Source organism: Acidovorax sp. 93 (assembly GCF_003633835.1).
Classification (GTDB): domain Bacteria; phylum Pseudomonadota; class Gammaproteobacteria; order Burkholderiales; family Burkholderiaceae_C; genus Acidovorax; species Acidovorax facilis.
The window spans coordinates 1,899,924-1,919,756 of the sequence record NZ_RBIT01000001.1 but is presented as its reverse complement, the minus strand read 5'-3'; the positions used below and the strand labels follow the sequence as shown (position 1 = coordinate 1,919,756).

The 19,833-nt window shown below is 66.1% G+C and carries 18 protein-coding genes; 7 read left to right on the top strand and 11 right to left on the bottom strand.

Annotated elements, in window-relative coordinates:
- Positions 1-78 precede the first annotated feature (78 nt).
- From C8C93_RS08700 to C8C93_RS08685, 4 genes are all read left to right on the top strand, one after another.
- Complete coding sequence (locus C8C93_RS08700; protein ID WP_233559274.1) at positions 79-2,943, top strand: EAL domain-containing protein; 2,865 nt, start codon at positions 79-81, stop codon at positions 2,941-2,943.
- A gap of 247 nt (positions 2,944-3,190) precedes the next feature.
- On the top strand, positions 3,191-3,682 hold the full coding sequence (locus C8C93_RS08695) for a hypothetical protein (RefSeq protein WP_228895041.1): 492 nt from the start codon (positions 3,191-3,193) through the stop codon (positions 3,680-3,682).
- Positions 3,683-3,825: 143 nt separating this feature from the next.
- On the top strand, positions 3,826-4,602 hold the full coding sequence (locus tag C8C93_RS08690) for a 2OG-Fe dioxygenase family protein (protein ID WP_121506591.1): 777 nt from the start codon (positions 3,826-3,828) through the stop codon (positions 4,600-4,602).
- Between the two features lie 137 nt (positions 4,603-4,739).
- Positions 4,740-5,177: a universal stress protein gene (locus C8C93_RS08685; protein WP_055397444.1), complete on the top strand. Its 438-nt coding sequence runs from the start codon at positions 4,740-4,742 to the stop codon at positions 5,175-5,177.
- 191 nt (positions 5,178-5,368) lie between these two features.
- Here the strand turns inward: C8C93_RS08685 and C8C93_RS08680 are convergent, their stop codons facing one another.
- From C8C93_RS08680 to C8C93_RS08665, 4 genes are all read right to left on the bottom strand, one after another.
- Positions 5,369-6,352, bottom strand: coding sequence for a tripartite tricarboxylate transporter substrate binding protein (locus C8C93_RS08680; RefSeq protein WP_055397442.1), 984 nt, complete (start codon positions 6,350-6,352; stop codon positions 5,369-5,371).
- A gap of 176 nt (positions 6,353-6,528) precedes the next feature.
- Positions 6,529-7,713 carry a beta-ketothiolase BktB gene (gene bktB, locus C8C93_RS08675; RefSeq protein ID WP_055397440.1) on the bottom strand — a complete coding sequence of 395 codons (1,185 nt, stop codon included), beginning with the start codon at positions 7,711-7,713 and terminating at the stop codon, positions 6,529-6,531.
- Positions 7,714-7,806: 93 nt separating this feature from the next.
- Positions 7,807-8,568: an SDR family NAD(P)-dependent oxidoreductase gene (locus C8C93_RS08670; protein ID WP_121506590.1), complete on the bottom strand. Its 762-nt coding sequence runs from the start codon at positions 8,566-8,568 to the stop codon at positions 7,807-7,809.
- 39 nt (positions 8,569-8,607) lie between these two features.
- Positions 8,608-9,123: a MarR family winged helix-turn-helix transcriptional regulator gene (locus tag C8C93_RS08665; protein ID WP_121506589.1), complete on the bottom strand. Its 516-nt coding sequence runs from the start codon at positions 9,121-9,123 to the stop codon at positions 8,608-8,610.
- Between the two features lie 87 nt (positions 9,124-9,210).
- Here C8C93_RS08665 and C8C93_RS08660 point away from each other — a divergent pair, with 87 nt between their 5' ends.
- Complete coding sequence (locus tag C8C93_RS08660) at positions 9,211-10,095, top strand: EamA family transporter (protein ID WP_121506588.1); 885 nt, start codon at positions 9,211-9,213, stop codon at positions 10,093-10,095.
- Positions 10,096-10,213: 118 nt separating this feature from the next.
- Here C8C93_RS08660 and C8C93_RS08655 read toward each other — a convergent pair whose 3' ends face one another.
- From C8C93_RS08655 to C8C93_RS08635, 5 genes are all read right to left on the bottom strand, one after another.
- A complete protein-coding gene (locus C8C93_RS08655; RefSeq protein ID WP_121506587.1) occupies positions 10,214-11,875 on the bottom strand; it encodes a methyl-accepting chemotaxis protein in 1,662 nt (553 codons plus the stop codon).
- An 85-nt stretch (positions 11,876-11,960) separates the two neighbouring features.
- On the bottom strand, positions 11,961-13,034 hold the full coding sequence (locus C8C93_RS08650; protein ID WP_121506586.1) for a sulfotransferase: 1,074 nt from the start codon (positions 13,032-13,034) through the stop codon (positions 11,961-11,963).
- Complete coding sequence (locus C8C93_RS08645; protein ID WP_233559272.1) at positions 13,031-14,056, bottom strand: hypothetical protein; 1,026 nt, start codon at positions 14,054-14,056, stop codon at positions 13,031-13,033. Before C8C93_RS08645 ends, C8C93_RS08650 begins: the two co-directional genes overlap by 4 nt.
- Before the next feature lie 27 nt (positions 14,057-14,083).
- The gene (gene cysC / locus C8C93_RS08640; RefSeq protein ID WP_055397584.1) at positions 14,084-14,764 is read right to left on the bottom strand and encodes an adenylyl-sulfate kinase; all 681 of its coding nucleotides are present in this window, start codon (positions 14,762-14,764) and stop codon (positions 14,084-14,086) included.
- Positions 14,765-14,821: 57 nt separating this feature from the next.
- Positions 14,822-15,376 (bottom strand): acyl-homoserine-lactone synthase, encoded by a 555-nt coding sequence (locus C8C93_RS08635; RefSeq protein WP_055397429.1) that lies wholly within the window; start codon positions 15,374-15,376, stop codon positions 14,822-14,824.
- Positions 15,377-15,595: 219 nt separating this feature from the next.
- Here C8C93_RS08635 and C8C93_RS08630 point away from each other — a divergent pair, with 219 nt between their 5' ends.
- Both C8C93_RS08630 and C8C93_RS08625 read left to right on the top strand, forming a co-directional pair.
- Positions 15,596-16,309 carry an autoinducer binding domain-containing protein gene (locus C8C93_RS08630; protein ID WP_055397427.1) on the top strand — a complete coding sequence of 238 codons (714 nt, stop codon included), beginning with the start codon at positions 15,596-15,598 and terminating at the stop codon, positions 16,307-16,309.
- A 58-nt stretch (positions 16,310-16,367) separates the two neighbouring features.
- Positions 16,368-16,811, top strand: a complete 444-nt coding sequence (locus tag C8C93_RS08625) for a DUF4902 domain-containing protein (RefSeq protein WP_055397425.1) — start codon at positions 16,368-16,370, stop codon at positions 16,809-16,811.
- A gap of 65 nt (positions 16,812-16,876) precedes the next feature.
- On the opposite strand, the gene C8C93_RS08620 is transcribed toward C8C93_RS08625, so the two are convergent.
- Positions 16,877-17,563, bottom strand: a complete 687-nt coding sequence (locus C8C93_RS08620; RefSeq protein WP_121506584.1) for an RluA family pseudouridine synthase — start codon at positions 17,561-17,563, stop codon at positions 16,877-16,879.
- Positions 17,550-19,775, bottom strand: coding sequence for an ATP-binding protein (locus C8C93_RS08615; protein WP_121506583.1), 2,226 nt, complete (start codon positions 19,773-19,775; stop codon positions 17,550-17,552). Before C8C93_RS08615 ends, C8C93_RS08620 begins: the two co-directional genes overlap by 14 nt.
- Positions 19,776-19,833: the final 58 nt, after the last annotated feature.

Here is a 19,833-nt window from a genome sequence, read left to right as displayed (position 1 = left end):
TACCGGTTCGGGAGCCATTGCGTCGGCTGGCTGCGATGGGCAGTGCTGTTGGCGTTGCTGTGGGCATGTGGCGTTGCGATGGCGGCTCCGCGCGAGCTGCGCGTGGGGGTGTATTCCAACGAACCGAAGGTGTTTGTGAACGCGGAGGGCAAGCCCTCAGGCATCTTTGTGGACCTGCTGCAGCTGGTGGCCACCCGAGAGCAGTGGACACTGCGCTATGTGCCCTGCGATTGGCAGGACTGTCTGGATGCGCTGGCAGCCGGGCAGATTGACCTGATGCCCGACGTCGCCCGCACCAGCGAGCGCGAGCGGCTGTTCGACTTTCATGCCTCGCCTGTGCTGCACAGCTGGTCGCAGGTCTACCGCGCGCGGGGCAGTTCCATCCAGTCGATGTTCGACCTGGCGGGCAAGCGCGTGGCGGTGCTCAAGGGCTCGGTGCAGCGCGCAACCTTCCAGAGCATGATGGACAGTTTTGGCATCGCGGTGCTGCTGATCGACGCGTCCACACTGACAGAGGCTTTCGAATTTGTACAGAACGGCGATGCGGATGCGGTGATTGCCAACCACCTGTTCGGCAACTTTCATGCGGCCCAGTATGGGCTGGCGGATTCGGGCATCGTGTTCCAGCCCGCCACCTTGTACTTTGCCACCGGCCTCGGACGCAACGCCGATGTGCTGGATGCCATTGATCGATCAGTGCAGGACTGGCGCAGCGGTGCCGACACGCAATACACCCAGGTTCTACGCCGCTGGGGCGGGCAAGAGCAGGGCGCGCGCATTCCCCCCTGGGCGTGGTGGGGCGTGGCGGGGCTGGCGTTGTTCGGGCTGCTGGCCGCGCTCTCGGCCGTGGTGCTGCAGCGCAAGGTGCAGGAGCGCACACGCCACCTTCAGGTCAGCGAGCAGAAGCTGGCTGCCATCCTCGACAGCGTGGGCGCCTTCATCTACATCAAGGGGCGGGACTATCGCTACCAATATGCGAACCACCATATCCTGGAGCTGTTCGGGCGGCCCGCGAGCGAAGTGGTGGGGCAGGATGACACGGCTTTTTTTGACCAGGCCACTGCCGTACAGATCCAGGAGAACGACCGGCGCGTTCTGGAGCACGGCGAGCGGCTGGAGGTGGAAGAGGTCAATACCCACCTGGCCGATGGCGTGACCCGTGCCTACCTGTCGGTCAAGATTCCCCTTCGCCTGCCCGACGGCAGCATCCACGCGCTGTGCGGCATCTCCACCGACATCACCGAGCGCCGCCGGGCCGAGGAGTCGCTGCGGATCGCGGCGTCCGTGTTCGAGTCGTTCGAGGGCATGGTGGTTACGGGGCCGGACCAGCGCATCCTGAAGGCCAATCAGTCGTATGCACGCCTCACGGGGTATACGGTGGAGGAGCTGGTGGGCCAGACCCCCGCATTGCTGCAGTCTGGCCGCCACGATGCGCAGTTTTACGAAGGCCTGCACAGTGCGCTGCGCAGCACCGGTGCCTGGCAGGGCGAAGTGTGGAACCGGCGCAAGAACGGCGAGGTGTACCCCGCGTGGATCACGGTGACGGCTGTGCGTTCTGCACAAGGCGAGGTCACGCACTATGTGGGCACGCTGACCGACATCTCGCACCGCAAGGCGGCCGAGGAGGAGATCCGCCTGCTCGCGTTCTACGACCCGCTCACCGGTCTGCCCAACCGCCGCCTCATGAACGACCGCCTGCAGCACAGCCTGGCCACCTCGGCGCGCTCCGGTGCGGGCGGGGCGCTGCTGTTTGTGGACCTGGACAACTTCAAGGATCTGAACGATACGCAGGGCCACGAGTTTGGTGACCAGCTCTTGCGCCAGGTGGCGGCCCGCCTGGGCGGCTGTGTGCGCAGCGGCGACACCGTGGCGCGGCTGGGGGGCGACGAATTTGTGCTGCTGATCGAGGGGCTGAGCCCACAGGCCCACGAAGCCGCCGCCCAGGCAGAAACCGTGGGGCGCGCGGTGCTGCTCGCATTGGCGCAAGGCTATCCGCTCGGGGGGCACACGTACCACAGCTCGTGCAGCATCGGCGTGGCGCTGTATGCCGATGCGCAGGGCTCAGTGGACGAACTGCTCAAGCGGGGCGACATGGCCATGTACCAGGCCAAGGGTGCCGGGCGCAACACGATGCGGTTCTTTGATCCGCGCACACAGGCCGCCGTCACGGCGCGCACGGCCCTGGAGTCCGGGATGCGCGAGGCCTTGCGTGACGGCCAGTTCCTGCTGCACTACCAGGCCCAGATCAGCCAAGCCCACGGCATGGTGGGGGCCGAGGCGCTGGTGCGCTGGCAGCACCCGCAGCGGGGGCTGGTGTCGCCGGCCGAGTTCATTCCGGTGGCCGAGGCCTCGGGCCTCATCGTGCCGCTGGGGGCGTGGATATTGCGCACTGCCTGCCTGCAGCTGGTGGAGTGGGCCCAAGACCCCGCAACCGCGCACTGGACCTTGGCCGTGAACGTGAGTGCGCGCCAGTTCCGCCACCCGCACTTTGTGGACGAGGTGCTGGGGGTGCTTGAAGAGACGGGCGCCAATCCGCAGCGCTTGAAGCTGGAGCTGACCGAGACCCTGCTGCTTGACGACGTGGAGGACACGGTCGAGCGCATGACCACGCTGCGGGCGCTGGGCCTGGGGTTTTCGCTCGACGACTTCGGCACCGGGTATTCGTCCCTGAGCTACCTCAAGCGCCTGCCGCTGGACCAGCTCAAGATCGACCAGAGTTTTGTGCGCGACCTGCTCACCGACGCCAACGATGCCAGCATTGCCCGCACCATCGTCACCCTGGCCCAGAGCCTGGACCTGGGCGTGATTGCCGAAGGCGTGGAAACCTGCGAGCAGCGCGACATGCTGGCCAGCCTGGGCTGCCACATGTGGCAGGGCTACCTGTTTGGGCGGCCCGGACCTGCCAGCGCACTGCGGGAGGCGCCGGCAGGGGCGGTGGTGTAGGGCCGTCTGTTGTTGGAGGGTGCTTCTGTTTTGATAGCTGCTGGCGCTTGATAGGTAAGCGCCAGAAGCAAATTTTGCTTGTAAAATTGACCGCTGCGAGGCCGGCAAGGGGTTCTGTCGCCATTTCCTTACATCCTGTGCACCCTGCGCGGTGTAGGGTGTGGCAGGCCTTGTTACAAACCAGGGCCAGCCTACCGCAGCCGCCCAACGGGTGGCGGCTCCGGGTGGCAAAAACAAGGAGTCCCCCATGAAAAACACCACCATGACCACGATGCACTCACTCCGTCTTCTCCTGTCTGGCGCGATGGCCGCGCTGCTGCTGGCAGCCGCTGGCGGCGCCCACGCGCAGGCCTATGTCAACGCCACCGTGGGCGGCGAACTGGCGCCCGGCGTGTACGGTCGCATCAACATCGGCAATGCGCCACCGCCGCCGCTGATCTACGCCGAGCCGGTCATCATCCACCGCCCGGCAGTGGTGGTGCCACGGGCACCCATCTACCTGTATGTGCCGCCCGGCCATGCCAAGAACTGGGGCAAACACTGTGGCCGCTACAACGCCTGCAACCAGCCGGTGTATTTTGTGCAGGAGCCACCACCACGCCGTGGGCCTCCACCCCGTGCCCACGGCCGCGATGACCGCCGTTGGGACGACGACCACCGCCACGGTGGCAAGCACGACCGTGACCATGACCGGGGGCGCGGCCATGGCAACGGCAAGGGCCACGGCAACCGCGATTGAAGGCTAACGGCGAGCGGCTAACGACTGAGGGGGAAGGCCGATATCGCAGTGCTGCGGGGTGCCACGCAGGTGGCAGGCCCTGCCGCACCTTGCTTGAGCCACCGCAGAAGACCTGCGGCGCCAGCGGTTAAGCTCGGGCTTCTATGGCCCAAGTCACTTTTTCTCCTCCGTTCACGGCTCCCTCCGATGTGGCGAGCCAGCTTCGCCAGGCGGGCTACGCCGTTCTGTCGCCTGCCGATGTGGCCCGCTGGGTGGGCTGCGATCTTTCGTCGCTGATGGCCCTGAATGGCGACTGGGCGGCGTTGCCGCCCGATGATTTTCTGAAGGACGGTGGCCGCTACCGGCGCCGCCGCCATGCGTGTTTTGTGGTGCAGGGCGGGCAACTGCAGCAGGCACCGCACCGGGCGCACTGGCAACCTGTGGAATACAACGCGCTGCATGGCGGCATGGAGCGCTGGTTTGCGCCCATGGAGGCTGCCACCGTGGCCCAGCCGGTGTGGCAGCAGCTGCTGGCTGCGCTGGCCGGGGTGTCCGATGCCGTGTTTGCTCCGTCCGAGGCGCCCGTGCCCTGGTTCATCGAGGCGCACCAGTTCCGCATCGACACCACCGACGGCATTGGCCGGCCCACGCCCGAGGGAGCGCACCGCGATGGCGTGGACCTGGTGGCCGTCTTCCTGGTGGGGCGCGAGGGCGTCAAGGGCGGCGAGACGCGCGTGTTCGAGGCCGCAGGCCCGAGCGGCCAGCGCTTTACGCTGAGCGAGCCGTGGTCTTTGCTGCTGCTGGACGATGCCCGCATGATCCACGAGTCCACCCCCATTCAGCCGTTGGCCGAAGGCGGGTACCGCGACACCCTGGTGGTCACCTGCCGCCGCGGCAACTTTCAGGGGGCGGACGTGGTGGGGCAGACCCCGGCAGCCTGAACACAAGCGCCTGCAGCAGCGCATGTGTGCAGCCGATTTGATGCGAATCAAGATGCGGGGTATGGTGGCGGTTCACACTCTGGTTCAAGAAGTCGGGCCACAAGCTTGACTCACCCATCAACCCAAGGAGAAGCACCATGTTCAAGCACATTCTGGTTCCAGTCGATGGTTCCAACACCTCGATGCTGGCCGTGTCCAAGGCGGCCGGGCTGGCCAAGACCTTTGGCAGCGCCGTGACGGCGGTCTACGTGGTAGACCCCTATCCTTTCACCGGCGTGGGGGCCGATTTTGCGTATGGCCAGGCGCAGTACATCAATGCCGCTACCTCCGAAGCCAACGCGGCCCTGGAAGCCACGCGCAAAGCCATGGCCGAAGCCGGTGTGGCTGTGACCACCGTTGTGGGCGAAGGCCATGCCGTGCACGACGGCATCCTGCGCGCGCTGGAGAGCACGGGCGCCGACCTCATCGTGATGGGTTCACACGGCCGCCGAGGCCTTGAAAAGCTGGTGCTGGGCAGCGTCACGCAGCGCGTGCTGGGTGTGGTGCACATCCCGGTGCTGGTGGTGCGCGACTGAGGGCGTTGCTCCATAAAAAAAACGGCTCCTTACGGGGCCGTTTTTCATGGCAGTTCTCGATAACGCTGCGCATCCGCATCCCACAGCTCGCGGAACAGGCGCGCCCCCCGCCAGTGCACCCGTGGATCTGGCTCCGCCAGGCCACCGGGTGCGTCCCCCTTCAGGGGGAAGGCGCGAAGCGCCTCAGGGGGTCACTCAATCTTTGCGCCGGAGGCTTCCACGATGCCCTTCCACTTGGCGTAGTCGGTCTTGAGCAGGGTGCCAAACTGTGCGGGCGACATGGCTTCGGGCTCGGCGCCCTGGGCCTGGATGGCGGCCTTCATGTCGGGCGTGGCCAGCAGCTTGTTGATTTCGGCGTTCACGGTGGTCACCACGGCTGCGGGCGTACCGGCAGGGGCAAACACGCCGTACCAAGTGCTCACATCAAAGTCCTTGAAGCCCGACTCGGCCACGGTAGGCACTTCGGGCAGTGACGAGCTGCGCTTGGCCGACGTGACGGCCAGCGGGCGCAGCTTTCCTGCCTTGATCTGGCCCATGGCCGAGGGCAGGGACGAGACCAGCAGGTCCACGTTGCCCGCCAGCGCATCCATCAACGCGGGGTTCGATCCTTTGTACGGGATGTGGCTCAGCTTGACGCCTGCGGCCTTCTCGAACAGGTCACCCGCCAGGTGGATGGAGGTGCCGTTGCCGGGCGAGCCATAGGTGATGGTGCCCGGCGAGGCCTTGGCGGCGGCCACCACGTCGGCCAGCGTTTTGTACTTGGAGTTGACGCTGGTGGCGATGACCACGGGCGTGTAGGCCACGTGCGCGATGGCGGTCAGGTCCTTGGTGGGGTCCCAGGGCAGGTTTTTGTACAGCCAGGGGCCGATCACGAGGTTGTCCTTCTGGCCCATCACCAGGTCATAGCCCGTGGGCGCGGCCTTTACAGCTTCTCCAATGCCGATGGTGCCGCCCGCGCCGGCCTTGTTGTCGGCCACCACGGTCCACTTGGCGCTTTCGGTGAGCTTGGTGGCCACCAGACGCGAGAGGATGTCGGTGCCGCCGCCGGGCGGGAAGGGCACGATCAGGCGGATGGGCTTGGTGGGGTAGGCCGCAGCCGGTGCGGGTGCCTGGGCGTGCGCGGTGGTGCCCACGGCAAAAGCGATCGCGGTGAAGGAAAGCAGGGTGCGAATCATGGTGTGGTTTGTCTCCGTCGGTTCATGGAATGTGCAGGCGGTGGCTGGGCACACGCCACCTGGCTGATCTGGGTCAGCGGGCGCCAATGATCGCTGATGACCGGAGGCGCCCGCCTTGCCAATGGCGGGTGGCAGCATCGCGGGTGGCGATGGCAGTGTTCCCACCCGCAGGCAGGTCAGATGCGTTCAAAAATCGCTGCAATGCCCTGGCCGCCGCCGATGCACATCGTCACCAGCGCATAGCGGCCCTGGATGCGTTGCAGCTCGTGGATGGCCTTCACGGTGATGAGCGCGCCGGTGGCGCCAATAGGGTGGCCCAGCGAAATACCCGAGCCATTGGGGTTGACCTTGGCAGGGTCCAGGCCCAGGTCCTTGGTCACTGCGCAGGCCTGGGCGGCAAAGGCTTCGTTGGCTTCGATCACGTCCAGGTCGTTGACGGTGAGGCCCGCCTTTTTCAGCGCCAGCTGCGTGGCAGGCACGGGGCCGATGCCCATGTACTTGGGGTCTACACCTGCGTGGGCGTAGGCCACCAGGCGTGCCAGGGGCTTGGCGCCACGGGCCTTGGCGGCACCGGCTTCCATCAGCACCACGGCGGCGGCGGCGTCGTTGATGCCCGAGGCGTTGCCGGCCGTCACCGTGCCGTTTTCCTTGATGAACACGGGCTTGAGTTTGGCCAGGTCGTCCATCGTGGCGCCGGGGCGGAAGTGCTCGTCGGTGGCGTACAACACGTCGCCCTTCTTGCTCTTGAGCGTGACGGGGACGATCTGGTCTTTGAACACGCCGTTTTGCGTGGCGCGTTCGGCGCGGTTGTGGCTTTCCACCGCCAGCTTGTCCTGGTCTTCACGCGTGATGCCCCATTTGGCGGCAATGTTCTCGGCCGTCACACCCATGTGGATGTTGTGGAAGGGGTCGTGAAGTGCGCCGATCATCATGTCCACCATCTTGGTGTCGCCCATGCGGGCGCCCCAGCGCATGTTCAGGCTGGCAAAGGGCACGCGGCTCATGTTTTCAGCGCCGGCGCCAATCGCCACATCGGTGTCGCCCAGCAGGATGGACTGGCTGGCGTTGACGATGGCCTGCAGGCCCGAGCCACACAGGCGGTTCACGTTGAAAGCAGGCGTGCCTTCGCCGCAGCCACCATTGATGGCGGCCACGCGCGACAGGTACATGTCCTTGGGCTCGGTGTTGACCACATGGCCAAACACCACGTGGCCCACGTCCTTGCCTTCCACGTTGGCACGTGCAAGCGATTCGCGCACCACGAGTGCGCCCAGTTCGGTAGGAGGCACGTCCTTCAGGCTGCCGCCAAAGGTGCCAATGGCGGTGCGCACTGCGCTGACGACGACGACTTCACGGGTCATGGGGAGGTCCTTTCAGATGAATTTGAGGCTAAATTGGCCGCTAGCGCTTATCCAGAAAGCGCGAGCAGCTATAAAAACAGGAGTTTCGGGGCTTTAGGCATCTCTGACATCGGCCACCGGGTTGGTGCCAAAGTCTGCGCGTTCCAGCCAGGCGAGCACGCGGATAGCGGCGTCGGTGGGCGATGTGAGTTGGCCACCCGTCTTGAGGTTGGCGAAATTCTGGCGGTCCGGGAAGGCGGCCGGGTCGGCGCCGCGCAGCTGGACCTGCATATCGGTGTCGATCACACCAGGCGCCAGCGAGCATACCTTGGCACCATGGGGCTTGAGGGCCTCGTCCAGCGCCACGCAGCGCGTGAAGTGGTCCATGCCGGCCTTGGCCGCGCAGTAGGCGGCCTGCGAGGCCATGGCCCGGCGGCCCAGGCCCGAGGAGATGTTGAGCACCTTGCGGGGCACCGTCCAGCTGTCCGTTGCACCCAGGAAGGCGGCGGTCAGTTGCATGGGCGCCTCCAGCCCCACACGCAGGGCGGTGGCCAGGTCGTCCACATTGCTGTGTGACAGCGGTGCAATCTGCGGAATCATGCCCGCGTTGTTGATCAGCGTGGCGCTGGCAAATGCCTGCGGGCCTTGCGCCTGCAGCCAGGCCTGCAGCTTGTGGGCGGCCTGTTCGCCCTGCGACAGGTCTTGCTGCCACTGTTCAATGGTGACGTCTGCCGCTTTCGCTTCGATGGCCAGGTCGGCGTTGGTGCTGCGCGCGATGCAGACCAGGGTGTTGCCGCTCTTCAAAAGCTGCTGGGCCATGGCCAGGCCCATGCCGCGCGATGCGCCGGTGAGGATGGTGAGGTGGTTTTGGGGCATCCCGCCATGTTACTGCGCAGTACCCATGGCCGGGGGTAATTACTGGCCCGTGGGCGACTCCAGCGCCGCCAGCAGCAGTGCCAGCCGGGCGTCAAGTGCCGCGAGGTCGGCGGCCTTCAGTGGCGCCAGGATGCGGTGCTCGTTGGCCACATGGGCTTCCACGGCGCGGTCGATCAGTGCCAACCCCTCGGGCGTGAGCTGCACCAGCGAGCTGCGCGCGTCGTCGGGGTTGGGCACGCGGCTGATCCAGCCCTGGGCTTCGAGCTTGCCCATGCGGTGCGTCATGGTGCCCGAGGTGACCATGAGCGTGGAAAACAGCGTGGTCGGTGCCAGGCAGTGGGGAGCGCCGCTGCGGCGCAGCGTGGCCAGCACGTCGAACTCCCAATAGCTCAGGCCGAATTCGGCAAAGGTCTCGTCGAGCCTGCGCTGCAACAGCGCGGCGCAGCGCTTGATGCGGCCGATGGGGCCCATGGGGCTCACGTCCAGGTCGGGGCGCTCACGGTGCCACTGGGCCAGGATGGCGTCCACGGCGTCGGGTTGGCGTTGAGTGGCCATGGTGTTGGTGATGAAATTATCTTGAATTCAAGATTGTAGGGCACGGGTGTGGTAGGATTATTTATCTTGAATTGAAGATAGATTGCCATGCAAAACCACCGTACCTCTCCCTGGCTGGATGCGCTCACGACGGCTCTGGGCCCGGTGATCTGGGGCTCTACCTATATCGTCACCACCGAGCTGTTGCCGCCCGACCGGCCCTTCACGGCGGCGCTGCTGCGCACGCTGCCTGCAGGCCTGCTGCTGGTGTTGTGGTGCCGCCGTTGGCCGGCGTGGGGCGATTGGGTGGGGTGGCGGCGCCTGCTGGTGCTGTCGGCGCTGAACATCGGGGTCTTCCAGGCGCTGCTGTTTGTGGCGGCCTACCGGTTGCCGGGGGGCGTGGCGGCTGTGGTGGGCGCCATAGGTCCGCTGGTGGTGATGGGGCTGGTCTGGGCGCTGGACCATCGGCGTCCGCCCGGCCTGGCGTTGGCGGCGGGTGCCCTGGGCGTGCTGGGCATGGCGGCGCTGCTGCTGTCGCCGGGGGCGCGGTGGGACATGGTGGGCGTGGCTGCGGCGCTGGTGGGCACAGTGTGCATGGCAGCGGGCACGTTCTGGTCGCGGCGCTGGCGGTCGGACCTGCCGGTGCTGGCATTCACGGGCTGGCAGCTGCTGGCGGGCGGCATCATGCTGGCGCCCGTGGCCTGGGTGGTCGACCCGCCGCTGCCCGCGCTCTCGGCCACGCAGGTAGGCGGCTATGTCTACCTGAGTCTGGCGGGTGCCCTGTTGGCCTACGCGCTGTGGTTTCGTGGCATTGCGCGGTTGCCGTCGGTGGCCGTGTCGTCGCTAGGGCTGCTGAGCCCGGTCACGGCCGTGCTGCTGGGCTGGGTGTTGTTGGGGCAGGCCATGACAGGGGTGGCATTGGGGGGCATGCTGGTGGTGCTGGCCAGCATTTTGGCGGTGCAGTGGGCGATGTCGAGGCCGGTGCAAGGGTAGGCTCGTTGGTCGCGCCGGGATGCGGTCTTGTTTGCTATATTTTTTATAGCTAACAATGAGAACCATCAAGCGCCAGGGCCTCAAAAGGCCCTGAACCATCGCCTTGGCTTGCGGCGCCTCAGGCTGCAGCGATGGCGCGGGGCGCGCCGACACGCGCAACCGGTGCCAGGGCTGGGTGGGCCGTGTGGGCCGATGGTGTGGGCGCCCGGCTGGCGGCAGGCAGCGGGGGGCTGCTGCCTGCTGCATCCAACTGGAACACCGAGACCAGCTGGACGAGATCCAGGGCCTGGCTCTTCATGCTGCTGGCGGCGGCGGCCATTTCTTCGACGAGGGCTGCGTTCTGTTGCGTGGCCTGGTCCATCTGCATCACGGCTTCACCCACCTGGCCCACGCCGTCGCTCTGCTCGGCGCTGGCGGCACTGATCTCGCTCATGATGTCCGTCACACGCCGGATCGACTGGACGACATCCGTCATCGTCTGCCCGGCCTTGTCGACCAAGGCCGTGCCTTGGTCCACGCGGCTCACGCTGGCCGAGATGAGTTCCTTGATCTCCTTGGCAGCTTCGGCCGACCGGCCCGCCAGCCCCCGCACTTCGGTGGCCACCACGGCAAAGCCCCGGCCCTGCTCGCCCGCACGCGCGGCTTCCACGGCGGCGTTGAGTGCCAGGATGTTGGTCTGAAAGGCGATGCCGTCGATCACGCTGATGATGTCGGCAATTTTCTTGGAGCTGTCGTTGATGCCCTTCATGGTCTCCACCACCTGGGCCACCACTTCGCCACCCTGCACGGCCACGTCGTTGGCATTGCGGGCGAGCTTGTTGGCTTGCTGGGCGCTGTCGGAGTTCTGCTTCACGGTCGAGCCCAGCTCCTCCATGGAAGCAGCGGTTTGCTGCAGCGCGCTGGCCTGGCGTTCGGTGCGGGCCGAGAGGTCGTGGTTGCCCTGCGAGATTTCTGCACTGGCGGTGGAGACGCTTTCGGCGCTTTGCCGCACGTTGGCCACGATGTCGGCCAGCTTGGCACGCATGTGTGCCAGCTCGGTGAGCAACTGGCCCGGCTCGTCCTTGGCCCCCAGGGGGATGGGAGTGGCCAGGTCACCCGCCGCGATGGCCGTGGTGGCCTGGACGGCCTGCCGCACAGGGGCGGTGATGGAGCGGGTGGTCCACCAGGCCAGGAACAACCCCACCAGGATGGCCAGCCCGGTGCTGCCGCTCACCCAGGCGGTGCTGGCCTCGGCCTTGCGCGTGGTGTCCTTCAGGGTGCTGGCCACGCCTTCGTCCAGCGTGTGGGTCAGCTCTTGCAGCACGGCCGCGTAGCTCTGAAAGACGGGCGCCAGCACGGTATCGGCCTGCGCGGCCACGTCCTGTCCCGCCTCCTTGGCTTTGACGAGTTCGGTGCGCTTGACGCGGTAGGCATCGCGCGCGGCAATAGCCTGGTCGTAAAGCTGCATTTCCTTGCCGGACAACAGGTAGCTGTGCACCTCCTGCATGCGCTTGCTTTGCACCTCGACCACGGCAGACATGTCTTTCTTGAGCTTGCCGGCGTACTGGGCGTCGTTGGCTTTGAGGAAGGCTTCGGTGCGCAACCAGTTCATCTGGATGTCGGTCTGCCACTGGTGCACGATGCCCTGGCGCTTGAGTTCCGAGGTGGCAATGTGCTCGTTGCTGTGCTGCAGGGCGGTCACGCTCATGACGCCGAGTACAGCGATGACCATGGTGATCAGTAGCAGCAGTCCGAATGCCACTCCAAGTCGAATGCCCAGTTTCAGGTCTTTGATGCGCATGGCGGTTCCTTGAGGGTGCAGTGGCGAAGGTGTGTGAAGGGGCTGGGGTCGGGTGCCTGTGGACCAGGTTGGTTTGTCGCGCTGGTCAGGACAAGGCCGCTGCCCCGGTTTCCAGGGAGCTGGTGCTTTGCAGGCGCTGGCGCACGCGCTCCAGGTAGTCGGCCCGCACGCGGCGGGCCGCATAGTCGCGCGGCGCACTGCGCAGCAACTGCTCCCAGGCCTCGCCGCGCCGTTTTTCTGACTGCTGGTGGCACTGCGCCAGCACCACGGGCGTGGGGGGCAGGGCCTGGGCCTCGGTCATGCATTCGTAGCCGTAGTAGTGCATGGTTTCCCACGCCAGGCTTTCGATGGTCTCGATCTCGTGGGGCTGCAGCTGGGTCTTGAACTTGTCCTTGTTGGCTGGCAGGGGGGCAAAGCAGTTGGACTCCCACAGGGCGGACATGCGGGACAGGTCTTGCGCCTCTTGCGATGCTGCGATGTCCAGCATCTGCGGCAGGAACTCGATGCCGATGAACTGGCAGATGCGCCGCAGCGTGTGTTCCTGGTCGCCCAGGAAGTCTTCGTAGCGGATGGTGAGCACGCGGTCCGGGTAGCGCAATGCCAGTGCGCGGCCTGTGGCGTGGGCCTTGACCCAGGCCAGGGCGTTGAGTGTGGTGTCGAAGTCGTGAATGATCGCCCGGTTCATCGAAGCCACCTGCGCCCGGGGGTCGCGGACCACGTTCAGAAAACGCATTTCCGGAAACAGGGCCATCAGGTCGTGCGCGTAGTGGACGCTGTCGAGCGACTTGTCCATGGCCACGCTGGCCCCGTGCTGCTCCGCGCTGCGCAGCAGCAGTTCCCACACAATGCGGTGCACGCTGCGGGGTTCGTTCTCCAGAGCGTTGAAGATCTCCTCGGCGTCGAAATGCACCCCCGGCCACTTCACCATGCTGGATTGCTGCAGTCCCACCACGTCCTTGACCATCTGCCGGTACGCGCTGTCGTCGCGCAGGTCGCCATACAGCGGCACCAGGGGCATGAAGTCCACGATGTGCAGAGGGTAGGGGGAGTGGAACTGTGGGCTGGCGTTCAGGCGCAGGCGCAGTGCATGGCTGCCGCAGCGCCGCAGCGGAATCATCAACAGCGGAAGCGGGCGCGTAGTGTGGGTTGGCTGGTTCATGGTGTGTCTGACTCCAGGTGCGCGAAGAACTCGTTGATGAAGCGATCCATATCCTGGTCAGGCAGCCGGTCGATGCCGCCCGCGCCATGGCGACCGCCACCCGCCGGGTAGCGGCTGCAGAAGATGTCGGCACGGCTGGCGCTGGCGCTGCCGATGCGCAGGTTCACCAGAAAGTCGCCGTCCGAACGGGGCGTGAGCACGGCGACCGAACGCCCGTTGTTGCGCGCCACCAGCTGGTTGGCCAGGGTGCCGCACAGGCGCCGGGCCCATGCGCGGTCGGGCAGCACGTACACGGTGGCCCGGTCGTTGGCGGTGTAGGGGGCCAGGTCCTGCACGGCCTGCTGGTCGCTGGCATGGCCTTCTTGCAGGCGGCGGAATTCGTAGGCCTTGGCCATGAAGTCGAGCGGGCTTTCAAAGCGATGGAGTGACCGGTACAGCTGCACGGGGCAAAAGTGAAGGTCTTCGCGGCTTTCGCCATAGGCGTTGTAGTTGAGCAGGTAGCCCAGCTGCGCCAGCGCACCGCGTGTGGCCGCCGTGCAGCCATGTTCGCGCGCCATGCGGTCGGCCACGGCGTCCAGGTTGTCACCGTAGGCCGCCACGATGGCCCACTGGCGCAAAACGCCGCCCAGGTGGCGGTCTACCAGGATGCTGGTGCAGACGTCCAGGCCGGTGTCAATGTGGGCGGTGAGCTGCGGGTGGCGGAAAAGGGTTTTTGCGCTGTGGTGGTCGAAATACGTCACGCGGCCGCCGCCATTGAGAACCCGGCACACGCCCTGCGCGTTGCGGTCCCACGAGATGTCAAGAGCCGTCACCTGCAGCGGCCGCCCCGAGGGCAGCTGGTGGAACAGGGCAATGTCCCGCTTCACCCCGCTGATAAGAAAGCTGTCGCGGGGCTCTACCAGGCGCAGCTGGTGCAGGGCACACAGCCCGTCGGCATCACCGTTGAAGAGGTCATAGGCGTGCACCCCATGGGCCGTGGGGGCTGGCGCCGGGGCGGAGACTGGGGCGTGGTCGGTAGACATGGAAAGAAACGTGCAAAAAAGACAGCCCTAGCGGATGTACCCGCGCTGGCGCAGGAGCGCGAGCACCTGCGCGCAGGCATCGGGCAGGCTCAGGTGGGCGGTGTCGATGCTGAAATCAGGCGATTCGGGTGCCTCGTAGGGGGCGGAAACCCCTGTGAACTGTGGGATGTGCCCCGCTCGTGCCAGGGTGTACAAGCCTTTGGGGTCGCGGCCCTCGCACACGTTGAGCGGGGTGCTCACATGCACCTCCAGAAAGCGGTGTTCTCCGATGAGCGCACGGGCCATGGCACGGTCGCTGCGCTGGGGAGAGATGAGTGCGGTGAACACCATCAGCCCGGCGTCGTTCATGAGGGCGGCGACTTCGGCCACGCGCCGAATGTTTTCCGAGCGCTCGGCGGCGCTGAAACCGAGGTCGCGGTTGAGCCGGTGCCGCAGGTTGTCCCCGTCCAGCACAAAACTCGCAAACCCGAGCCCATGCAGTTCTTCCTCCAGCGCATAGGCCAGGGTGGACTTGCCCGCGCCGCTCAGGCCGGTGAGCCAGAGGGTGACGGGGCGCTGCTGCAGCAGGTCCTCGCGCAGGGGACCTGTCACCCGTCCGGCATGCGGGATCACCACCCGCAGGCCGTGGGGCGTCAGGCCTGGAGAGGCAGCCGCAGCCGCAGGGGTCGGGCCCTGGGCCGGGTGCTGGAGCGAGGAAGGCTGCGGCATGGTCATGTCAGGCAAGGGCTGTGGGCGGCGAGCGTGTCAGCAGGCGGGTTCGTGTTGTCACTTGCACCGAATGGAGCAGGCAAAAAGCGGATGGCCCTGGACCACGGTGGGCGGGCCCAGGCGATGCGATTCAAAACCCGTGCGGCGCAGTAGGCGCTCCACCCCCAGTGGCGAGACAGTGACCATGCGCTGGGCCCCGTGTGCCATGGCGCACCGGCTGGCCGCCTGCAGCAGGCCGGTGGTGATGGGCGAGGAGAACTGGTCGAGCGCAGAGCCCGTGGGACCTGAAAAATCCATGGATGCAAAGCGGGACAGCTCCCACACCTCCGGCGCGTCGGGGGCCGGGGCACCGTTGAGCAGTTGTGGAAACACCTCGGCCAGCAGGTAGGGGCGGGTGGTGGGTAGAAGCCGGGCGGTGCCGATGACCTCGCCGTCTTCGTTCTGGGCGATGACGTAGACGGTGTCGTCCCGGTCGAACTGGTCCAGCTCCAGGGCATCGCGGCAGTGCAGCTGCCAGCCCAGTTTTTCCACAAAAACGCGGTGCCGGTACCGGGCCATGCGGGTCATCAGTGGTGGACGCAGTTCCGCAGAGCAGCCAGAGGTGATGCGCATCGGAGATTCCCTCATGAGTTTTCCCCATTAGAAAATCACCCGAAAATATTTGTAACTACCAACTCTGGTAGGTGTTGCCTGACCCCGTCCCTCTCAAAATCAACTCGCCAAAGGGCTTCAATGCCGCCAGAATGTGGAAAAACGTAACGGCGGTTGATGGTGCGTAATTCGCATGCGGATGGTCAGTCTCTGTGGGGTGGTGCTCGGTGTTGGAGTCCTATGACAAGCTGGCAAGAAGATCTTTTGGGGGTGATGGACCGCGCGCAGTCTGAGCAAGAGGTTTTTTGCAAAATCGAGCTTGCTGCGCACGCCTTGGGGTTTGAGTACTGCGCCTATGGCCTGCGGGTACCCATGCCCCTGTCCAACCCAAAGACCATTTTCTTGAACAACTACCCGCCGGCCTGGCAGGAGCGGTATGTGCAGCAGGGCTATGTGCAGGTGGACCCCACGGTGCAGCATGGGTGCCGCAAGCAGACCCCGCTGGTCTGGTCGGACGACGTGTTTGCATCGGCCCAGGATTTCTGGGAGGACGCGCGATCGTTTGGCCTGCGCTTTGGATGGGCGCAATCGTGCATTGATGGGGGCGGGGTGCGCGGCATGCTGACGCTGGCGCGTTCGTCCGATGCCCTGACACCCGACGAGATTGCCCACAGCGAGATGAAGATGCGCTGGCTGGCGCACATTGCGCACCTGATCCTGTCGCGCATCTTTACGACACGCCAGGCCGAAGAGATGCAGCCGCATCTGACGGCCAGAGAAATCGAGGTGCTCAAATGGACCGCCGACGGCAAGACCTCTGCCGACATCTCCTCGCTGCTGGATGTGTCGGAAAACACCGTGAACTTCCACGTCAAGAATGCCGTGACCAAACTGCAAACCACCAACAAGACGGCTGCCACCGTGCGTGCCGCCATGCTGGGGTTGCTGGGCTGATGCAGCGGCCCGGGGGCGCTGTAGGCCCTTGCGCACAGCCCGACCGCACCAAGCTGGGATGGGCCGCAACCTGGGCGGCCTGTGGGGAGCGGGCGTGAACGCCATGCAGGTGTCGCCGGATGGCCTGCTGCGCCTGTCGATTGACGAGTTGCTGTCCCTGCCCATCCACCATCTGATGTCAGCGGTAGACCTGGACCTGGTGGTGCCGCGCACCGCAGTGTGCGGCTGCGAAACCACCATCAGCGGCTATACCGAATGGGTGAGCGCGTCCTGCCCCGTGGTTTCCATTGGCTGGGACTGGCACATCAGTCTCTGGACAGCGCAACGGCCCTTTGCCTGGGCACGGCTGGGCCAGCCCCGCAGCAACGTGATGCTGGTGTATTCCACGGGCAACGACACCGGGTGGCATAAGAACCTGGAACTGCTGTCCACGGTGGTGGACGCTTTGCCCTGGCAGGAGCAATTGAGCCATTCGGTGACGGCCCTGCTGCCCAGTCATTGAGTATGGTTTGCTATTAAAAATATAGCTGTAGATGACGCCCTTCAAGCGCTGGGTGGCAAAAATCTTCAAAAATCAGCTGCCAGCGCCCACCGCATGGCCTGCCCGGTGGCGGGGTGGGCCAAGGCCAGTTCCCCGGCATGCAGCAGCAGGCGTGGCGCCTGGGCCTGGGTGGCGGCATTAGCGTACAGCGCGTCTCCCAGGATCGGGTGGCCCAGGGCGGCCAGATGCACGCGCAGTTGGTGCGTGCGGCCAGTGACGGGTTCGAGCTCGACCCGCGTGGTTCCTGCCGCCGTGTTGTGGTCCAGCGGGCGCCAGCGGGTGTGGCTGGGCTTGCCGTGCTCTGCATCAATCACGCGCAGGGGGCGTCGCTCCCAGTCGGCAGCGATGGGCAGATGGATGTCTGCCCAGGAGCCGGTCGGTTCGGCCACCAGGCCTTGCACGATTGCGACGTAGCGCTTGTGAATCTGCCGCTGTTCGAACGCCAGGCTCAGGCGCCGTTGTGCATCGGCATGCCGGGCCATGAGCACCAGGCCTGAGGTGGCCTGGTCCAGCCGGTGCACGATGAGTGCGCCGGGCCAGTGCTGCTGAGCGCGGGCACTCAGGCAGTCTTGCTTGTCGGGGCCGCGCCCTGGTACGCACAGCAGGCCTGAGGGCTTGCAGAGCACGAGCAGATCGGCATCCTCATGCAGTGCCACCGGGGCGGGTAGGCCAGCAGTGTCCGCAGCCAGCGCGCTGGTTTCAGCCTGCGGCATGGCTGTCGCCGCCCACCAGGCGCTGCACGGTGGCGCAAAGCTCTTCCACGTCGTTGGGCTTGTGGATCAATGCCTGTGCGCCTTCGGCCAGCGCAGCCTGTTCGATTTCGGCCGTGACGTAGCCCGAGGCCAGGGCCACGGGCAGGTCGGGGCGGATCAGGCGGGCTTCGCGCACGAGGTCCACTCCACAGAAGCCGGGCATGTTGTAGTCGGTGACCAGCAGGTCAAAGGCCTGCGGGGCAGCGCGCAGCGCGGCCGTGGCCTCGTGCGGGTCGGTGTAGCCGCTGACCTCATAGCCCCGGCGGCGCAGCAGGCGCTGCACCAGAAACACCAGGGCCTGGTCATCGTCCACGTACATCACGTGGTGCTTCTTGCGCGGTGCGCTGCCGGGGGTATCGGTGGCGGGAGGCGTCGAGGGTGCGGAGGATGCTGGTGCGGCCTGCACCGCTTGAGTGGGCTGCGCATCTAGGGTGCTTTGCGCCGCGCTGTGGGCGACCGGAAAGTACAACGTGAACCGGCTGCCCTGGCCGGGGGCACTGTGCACGTCCACGCCGCCTTCATGTGTGCGCATCACGCCGTGCACAACCGCCAGGCCGAGGCCCGTGCCCTGGCCCACGGGTTTGGTGGTGAAGAAGGGCTCGAAGATGCGTTCCAGGGTGGCAGCGTCCATGCCGGGGCCACTGTCGCGCACGGTCAGTGCGACATAGTCCACGGGGGCCAGGCCCAGCCGTTCGCTCAGGCGCTGGTCGGGCTGCACGGCAGCGGCTTCCACATGGATGCTGCCGCGCTCGGTGCCTTGGCTCTGGATGGCGTGGACCGCATTGGTGCACAGGTTGAGCAGGGCCTGCTCGACCTGCGTGGCATCGGCCAGCACGGGGGGCAGGCCTGCTTGCAACTGCATGTGCAGCTCGATGGCGGGGGGCAGGGTGACGCGCAGCAGGCGTTCGGTGTCGTGCACCACTTCGGCCAACGACACTGCGGAGCGCTGCGGTGGCTCGTTGCGGCTGAAGGTGAGGATCTGGCGCACCAGGTCGCGCGCACGCCGACCGGCCTTGTCGATCTCCATCAGGCTTTCCAACACGGGCGAACCTGCTGCACAGTCGGCCTTGGCCAGTTCGACATTGCCCAGGATCGCGCCCAGGATGTTGTTGAAGTCGTGAGCAATGCCGCCCGCCATGGTGCCCACGGCCTGCATCTTGTGCGACTCGCGCAGCTGGGCTTCCAGCTCGCTGCGGTGCGCCTCGGCCTTTTTGCGCCCGGTCAGGTCGCGGGCGAACACGGTGGTGGTTTCGCCCTCGGCATGGCGCTCGAACGATACGCTCACTTCCACGGCCAGTTCCTTGCCGCTGGCGGTCAACGCCGTCATCTCGCCCAGCAGGGCCTGGGTGGTGAGCTGGGCAAACGCCAGCGCCTGCGCCGCATCGGGCAAAAAGCGGTCCAGCGTACTGCCCAGCGCGTCGCTGGCGCTGCACTGGAACAGCGCTGCCGCCGTAGGGTTGAACACGGTGATGCGCTGGTGCTGGTCCACGCAGATGATGGCGTCCAGCGCGGAGTTGATGATGGCCTCCAGCCGCTTCTCACTGGCGCGGATCTGTTCGTTGCGCTGCTGCAGGGTAATGGCGCTGTGCTGTAGCGCCTGGCGCTCGGCCAGCAGTGGGCCTTGGTCGATCACTGCGCACAGAAACTGCGACAGGGGGGGACCACTGCTTTGCGGGGCCTCAATGTGCGCGATGTGCAGGTCGCCCGTGATGGGCGTATCTGCATTGATCGAAAAAACGACCTCCTTGACCTCGCTGCGCCCCAGGTCCTGCGCCAGCGCGAAGGCCTCGCGCACGCGCCGGGCGTCCTGCGGGCGCACAAAGGGCATCAGTGCCGTGAGCGGGCGGTCGCGTTCGGTGGGCTGGAACGAGCGGTGCGCCATCGAGTTGGCCTGCACCACCATGTCGTGTTCGTCCACCACCATGAGGGCCAGCGGCACACTGGCAAACAGGGTCTCGAAGCGTTCGTAGGCGCTTTCCGCCACGGTCTGGCTGTAGCGCAGGACCTTGTTCTGGCTCTCCAGCTCTGCCTGGTAGGCGCGCAGCTCAGCCACCAGGCCCTCGGCTCCTGTGCTGGGGGGCGTGGCACGCGGGGTGGGAGTCCCGGGCGCGTGACCTGTGGGAGCGGGCTGCCGCCCCGCAGGGTCCAGAAACGACAGGTCGGGTTCACTCATGGGAGGGGCGCGGCCAGGGGTTTTGGCGCGAGGAAAGTGCGCGCGCTGCGCAATGCTG

What these genes read in the sequence shown, in the direction of transcription:
- C8C93_RS08630 (WP_055397427.1), top strand. Translation starts at nt 15,596, where the DNA reads ATGACAAGCTGGCAAGAAGATCTTTTGGGGGTGATGGACCGCGCGCAG.
- bktB (WP_055397440.1), bottom strand. Translation starts at nt 7,713, where the DNA reads ATGACCCGTGAAGTCGTCGTCGTCAGCGCAGTGCGCACCGCCATTGGC.
- C8C93_RS08670 (WP_121506590.1), bottom strand. Translation starts at nt 8,568, where the DNA reads ATGCCCCAAAACCACCTCACCATCCTCACCGGCGCATCGCGCGGCATG.
- C8C93_RS08655 (WP_121506587.1), bottom strand. Translation starts at nt 11,875, where the DNA reads ATGCGCATCAAAGACCTGAAACTGGGCATTCGACTTGGAGTGGCATTC.
- C8C93_RS08615 (WP_121506583.1), bottom strand. Translation starts at nt 19,775, where the DNA reads ATGAGTGAACCCGACCTGTCGTTTCTGGACCCTGCGGGGCGGCAGCCC.
- C8C93_RS08620 (WP_121506584.1), bottom strand. Translation starts at nt 17,563, where the DNA reads ATGCCGCAGGCTGAAACCAGCGCGCTGGCTGCGGACACTGCTGGCCTA.
- C8C93_RS08650 (WP_121506586.1), bottom strand. Translation starts at nt 13,034, where the DNA reads ATGAACCAGCCAACCCACACTACGCGCCCGCTTCCGCTGTTGATGATT.
- cysC (WP_055397584.1), bottom strand. Translation starts at nt 14,764, where the DNA reads ATGCCGCAGCCTTCCTCGCTCCAGCACCCGGCCCAGGGCCCGACCCCT.
- C8C93_RS08700 (WP_233559274.1), top strand. Translation starts at nt 79, where the DNA reads ATGGCGGCTCCGCGCGAGCTGCGCGTGGGGGTGTATTCCAACGAACCG.
- C8C93_RS08680 (WP_055397442.1), bottom strand. Translation starts at nt 6,352, where the DNA reads ATGATTCGCACCCTGCTTTCCTTCACCGCGATCGCTTTTGCCGTGGGC.
- C8C93_RS08625 (WP_055397425.1), top strand. Translation starts at nt 16,368, where the DNA reads ATGGGCCGCAACCTGGGCGGCCTGTGGGGAGCGGGCGTGAACGCCATG.
- C8C93_RS08690 (WP_121506591.1), top strand. Translation starts at nt 3,826, where the DNA reads ATGGCCCAAGTCACTTTTTCTCCTCCGTTCACGGCTCCCTCCGATGTG.
- C8C93_RS08635 (WP_055397429.1), bottom strand. Translation starts at nt 15,376, where the DNA reads ATGCGCATCACCTCTGGCTGCTCTGCGGAACTGCGTCCACCACTGATG.
- C8C93_RS08695 (WP_228895041.1), top strand. Translation starts at nt 3,191, where the DNA reads ATGAAAAACACCACCATGACCACGATGCACTCACTCCGTCTTCTCCTG.
- C8C93_RS08660 (WP_121506588.1), top strand. Translation starts at nt 9,211, where the DNA reads ATGCAAAACCACCGTACCTCTCCCTGGCTGGATGCGCTCACGACGGCT.
- C8C93_RS08685 (WP_055397444.1), top strand. Translation starts at nt 4,740, where the DNA reads ATGTTCAAGCACATTCTGGTTCCAGTCGATGGTTCCAACACCTCGATG.
- C8C93_RS08645 (WP_233559272.1), bottom strand. Translation starts at nt 14,056, where the DNA reads ATGTCTACCGACCACGCCCCAGTCTCCGCCCCGGCGCCAGCCCCCACG.
- C8C93_RS08665 (WP_121506589.1), bottom strand. Translation starts at nt 9,123, where the DNA reads ATGGCCACTCAACGCCAACCCGACGCCGTGGACGCCATCCTGGCCCAG.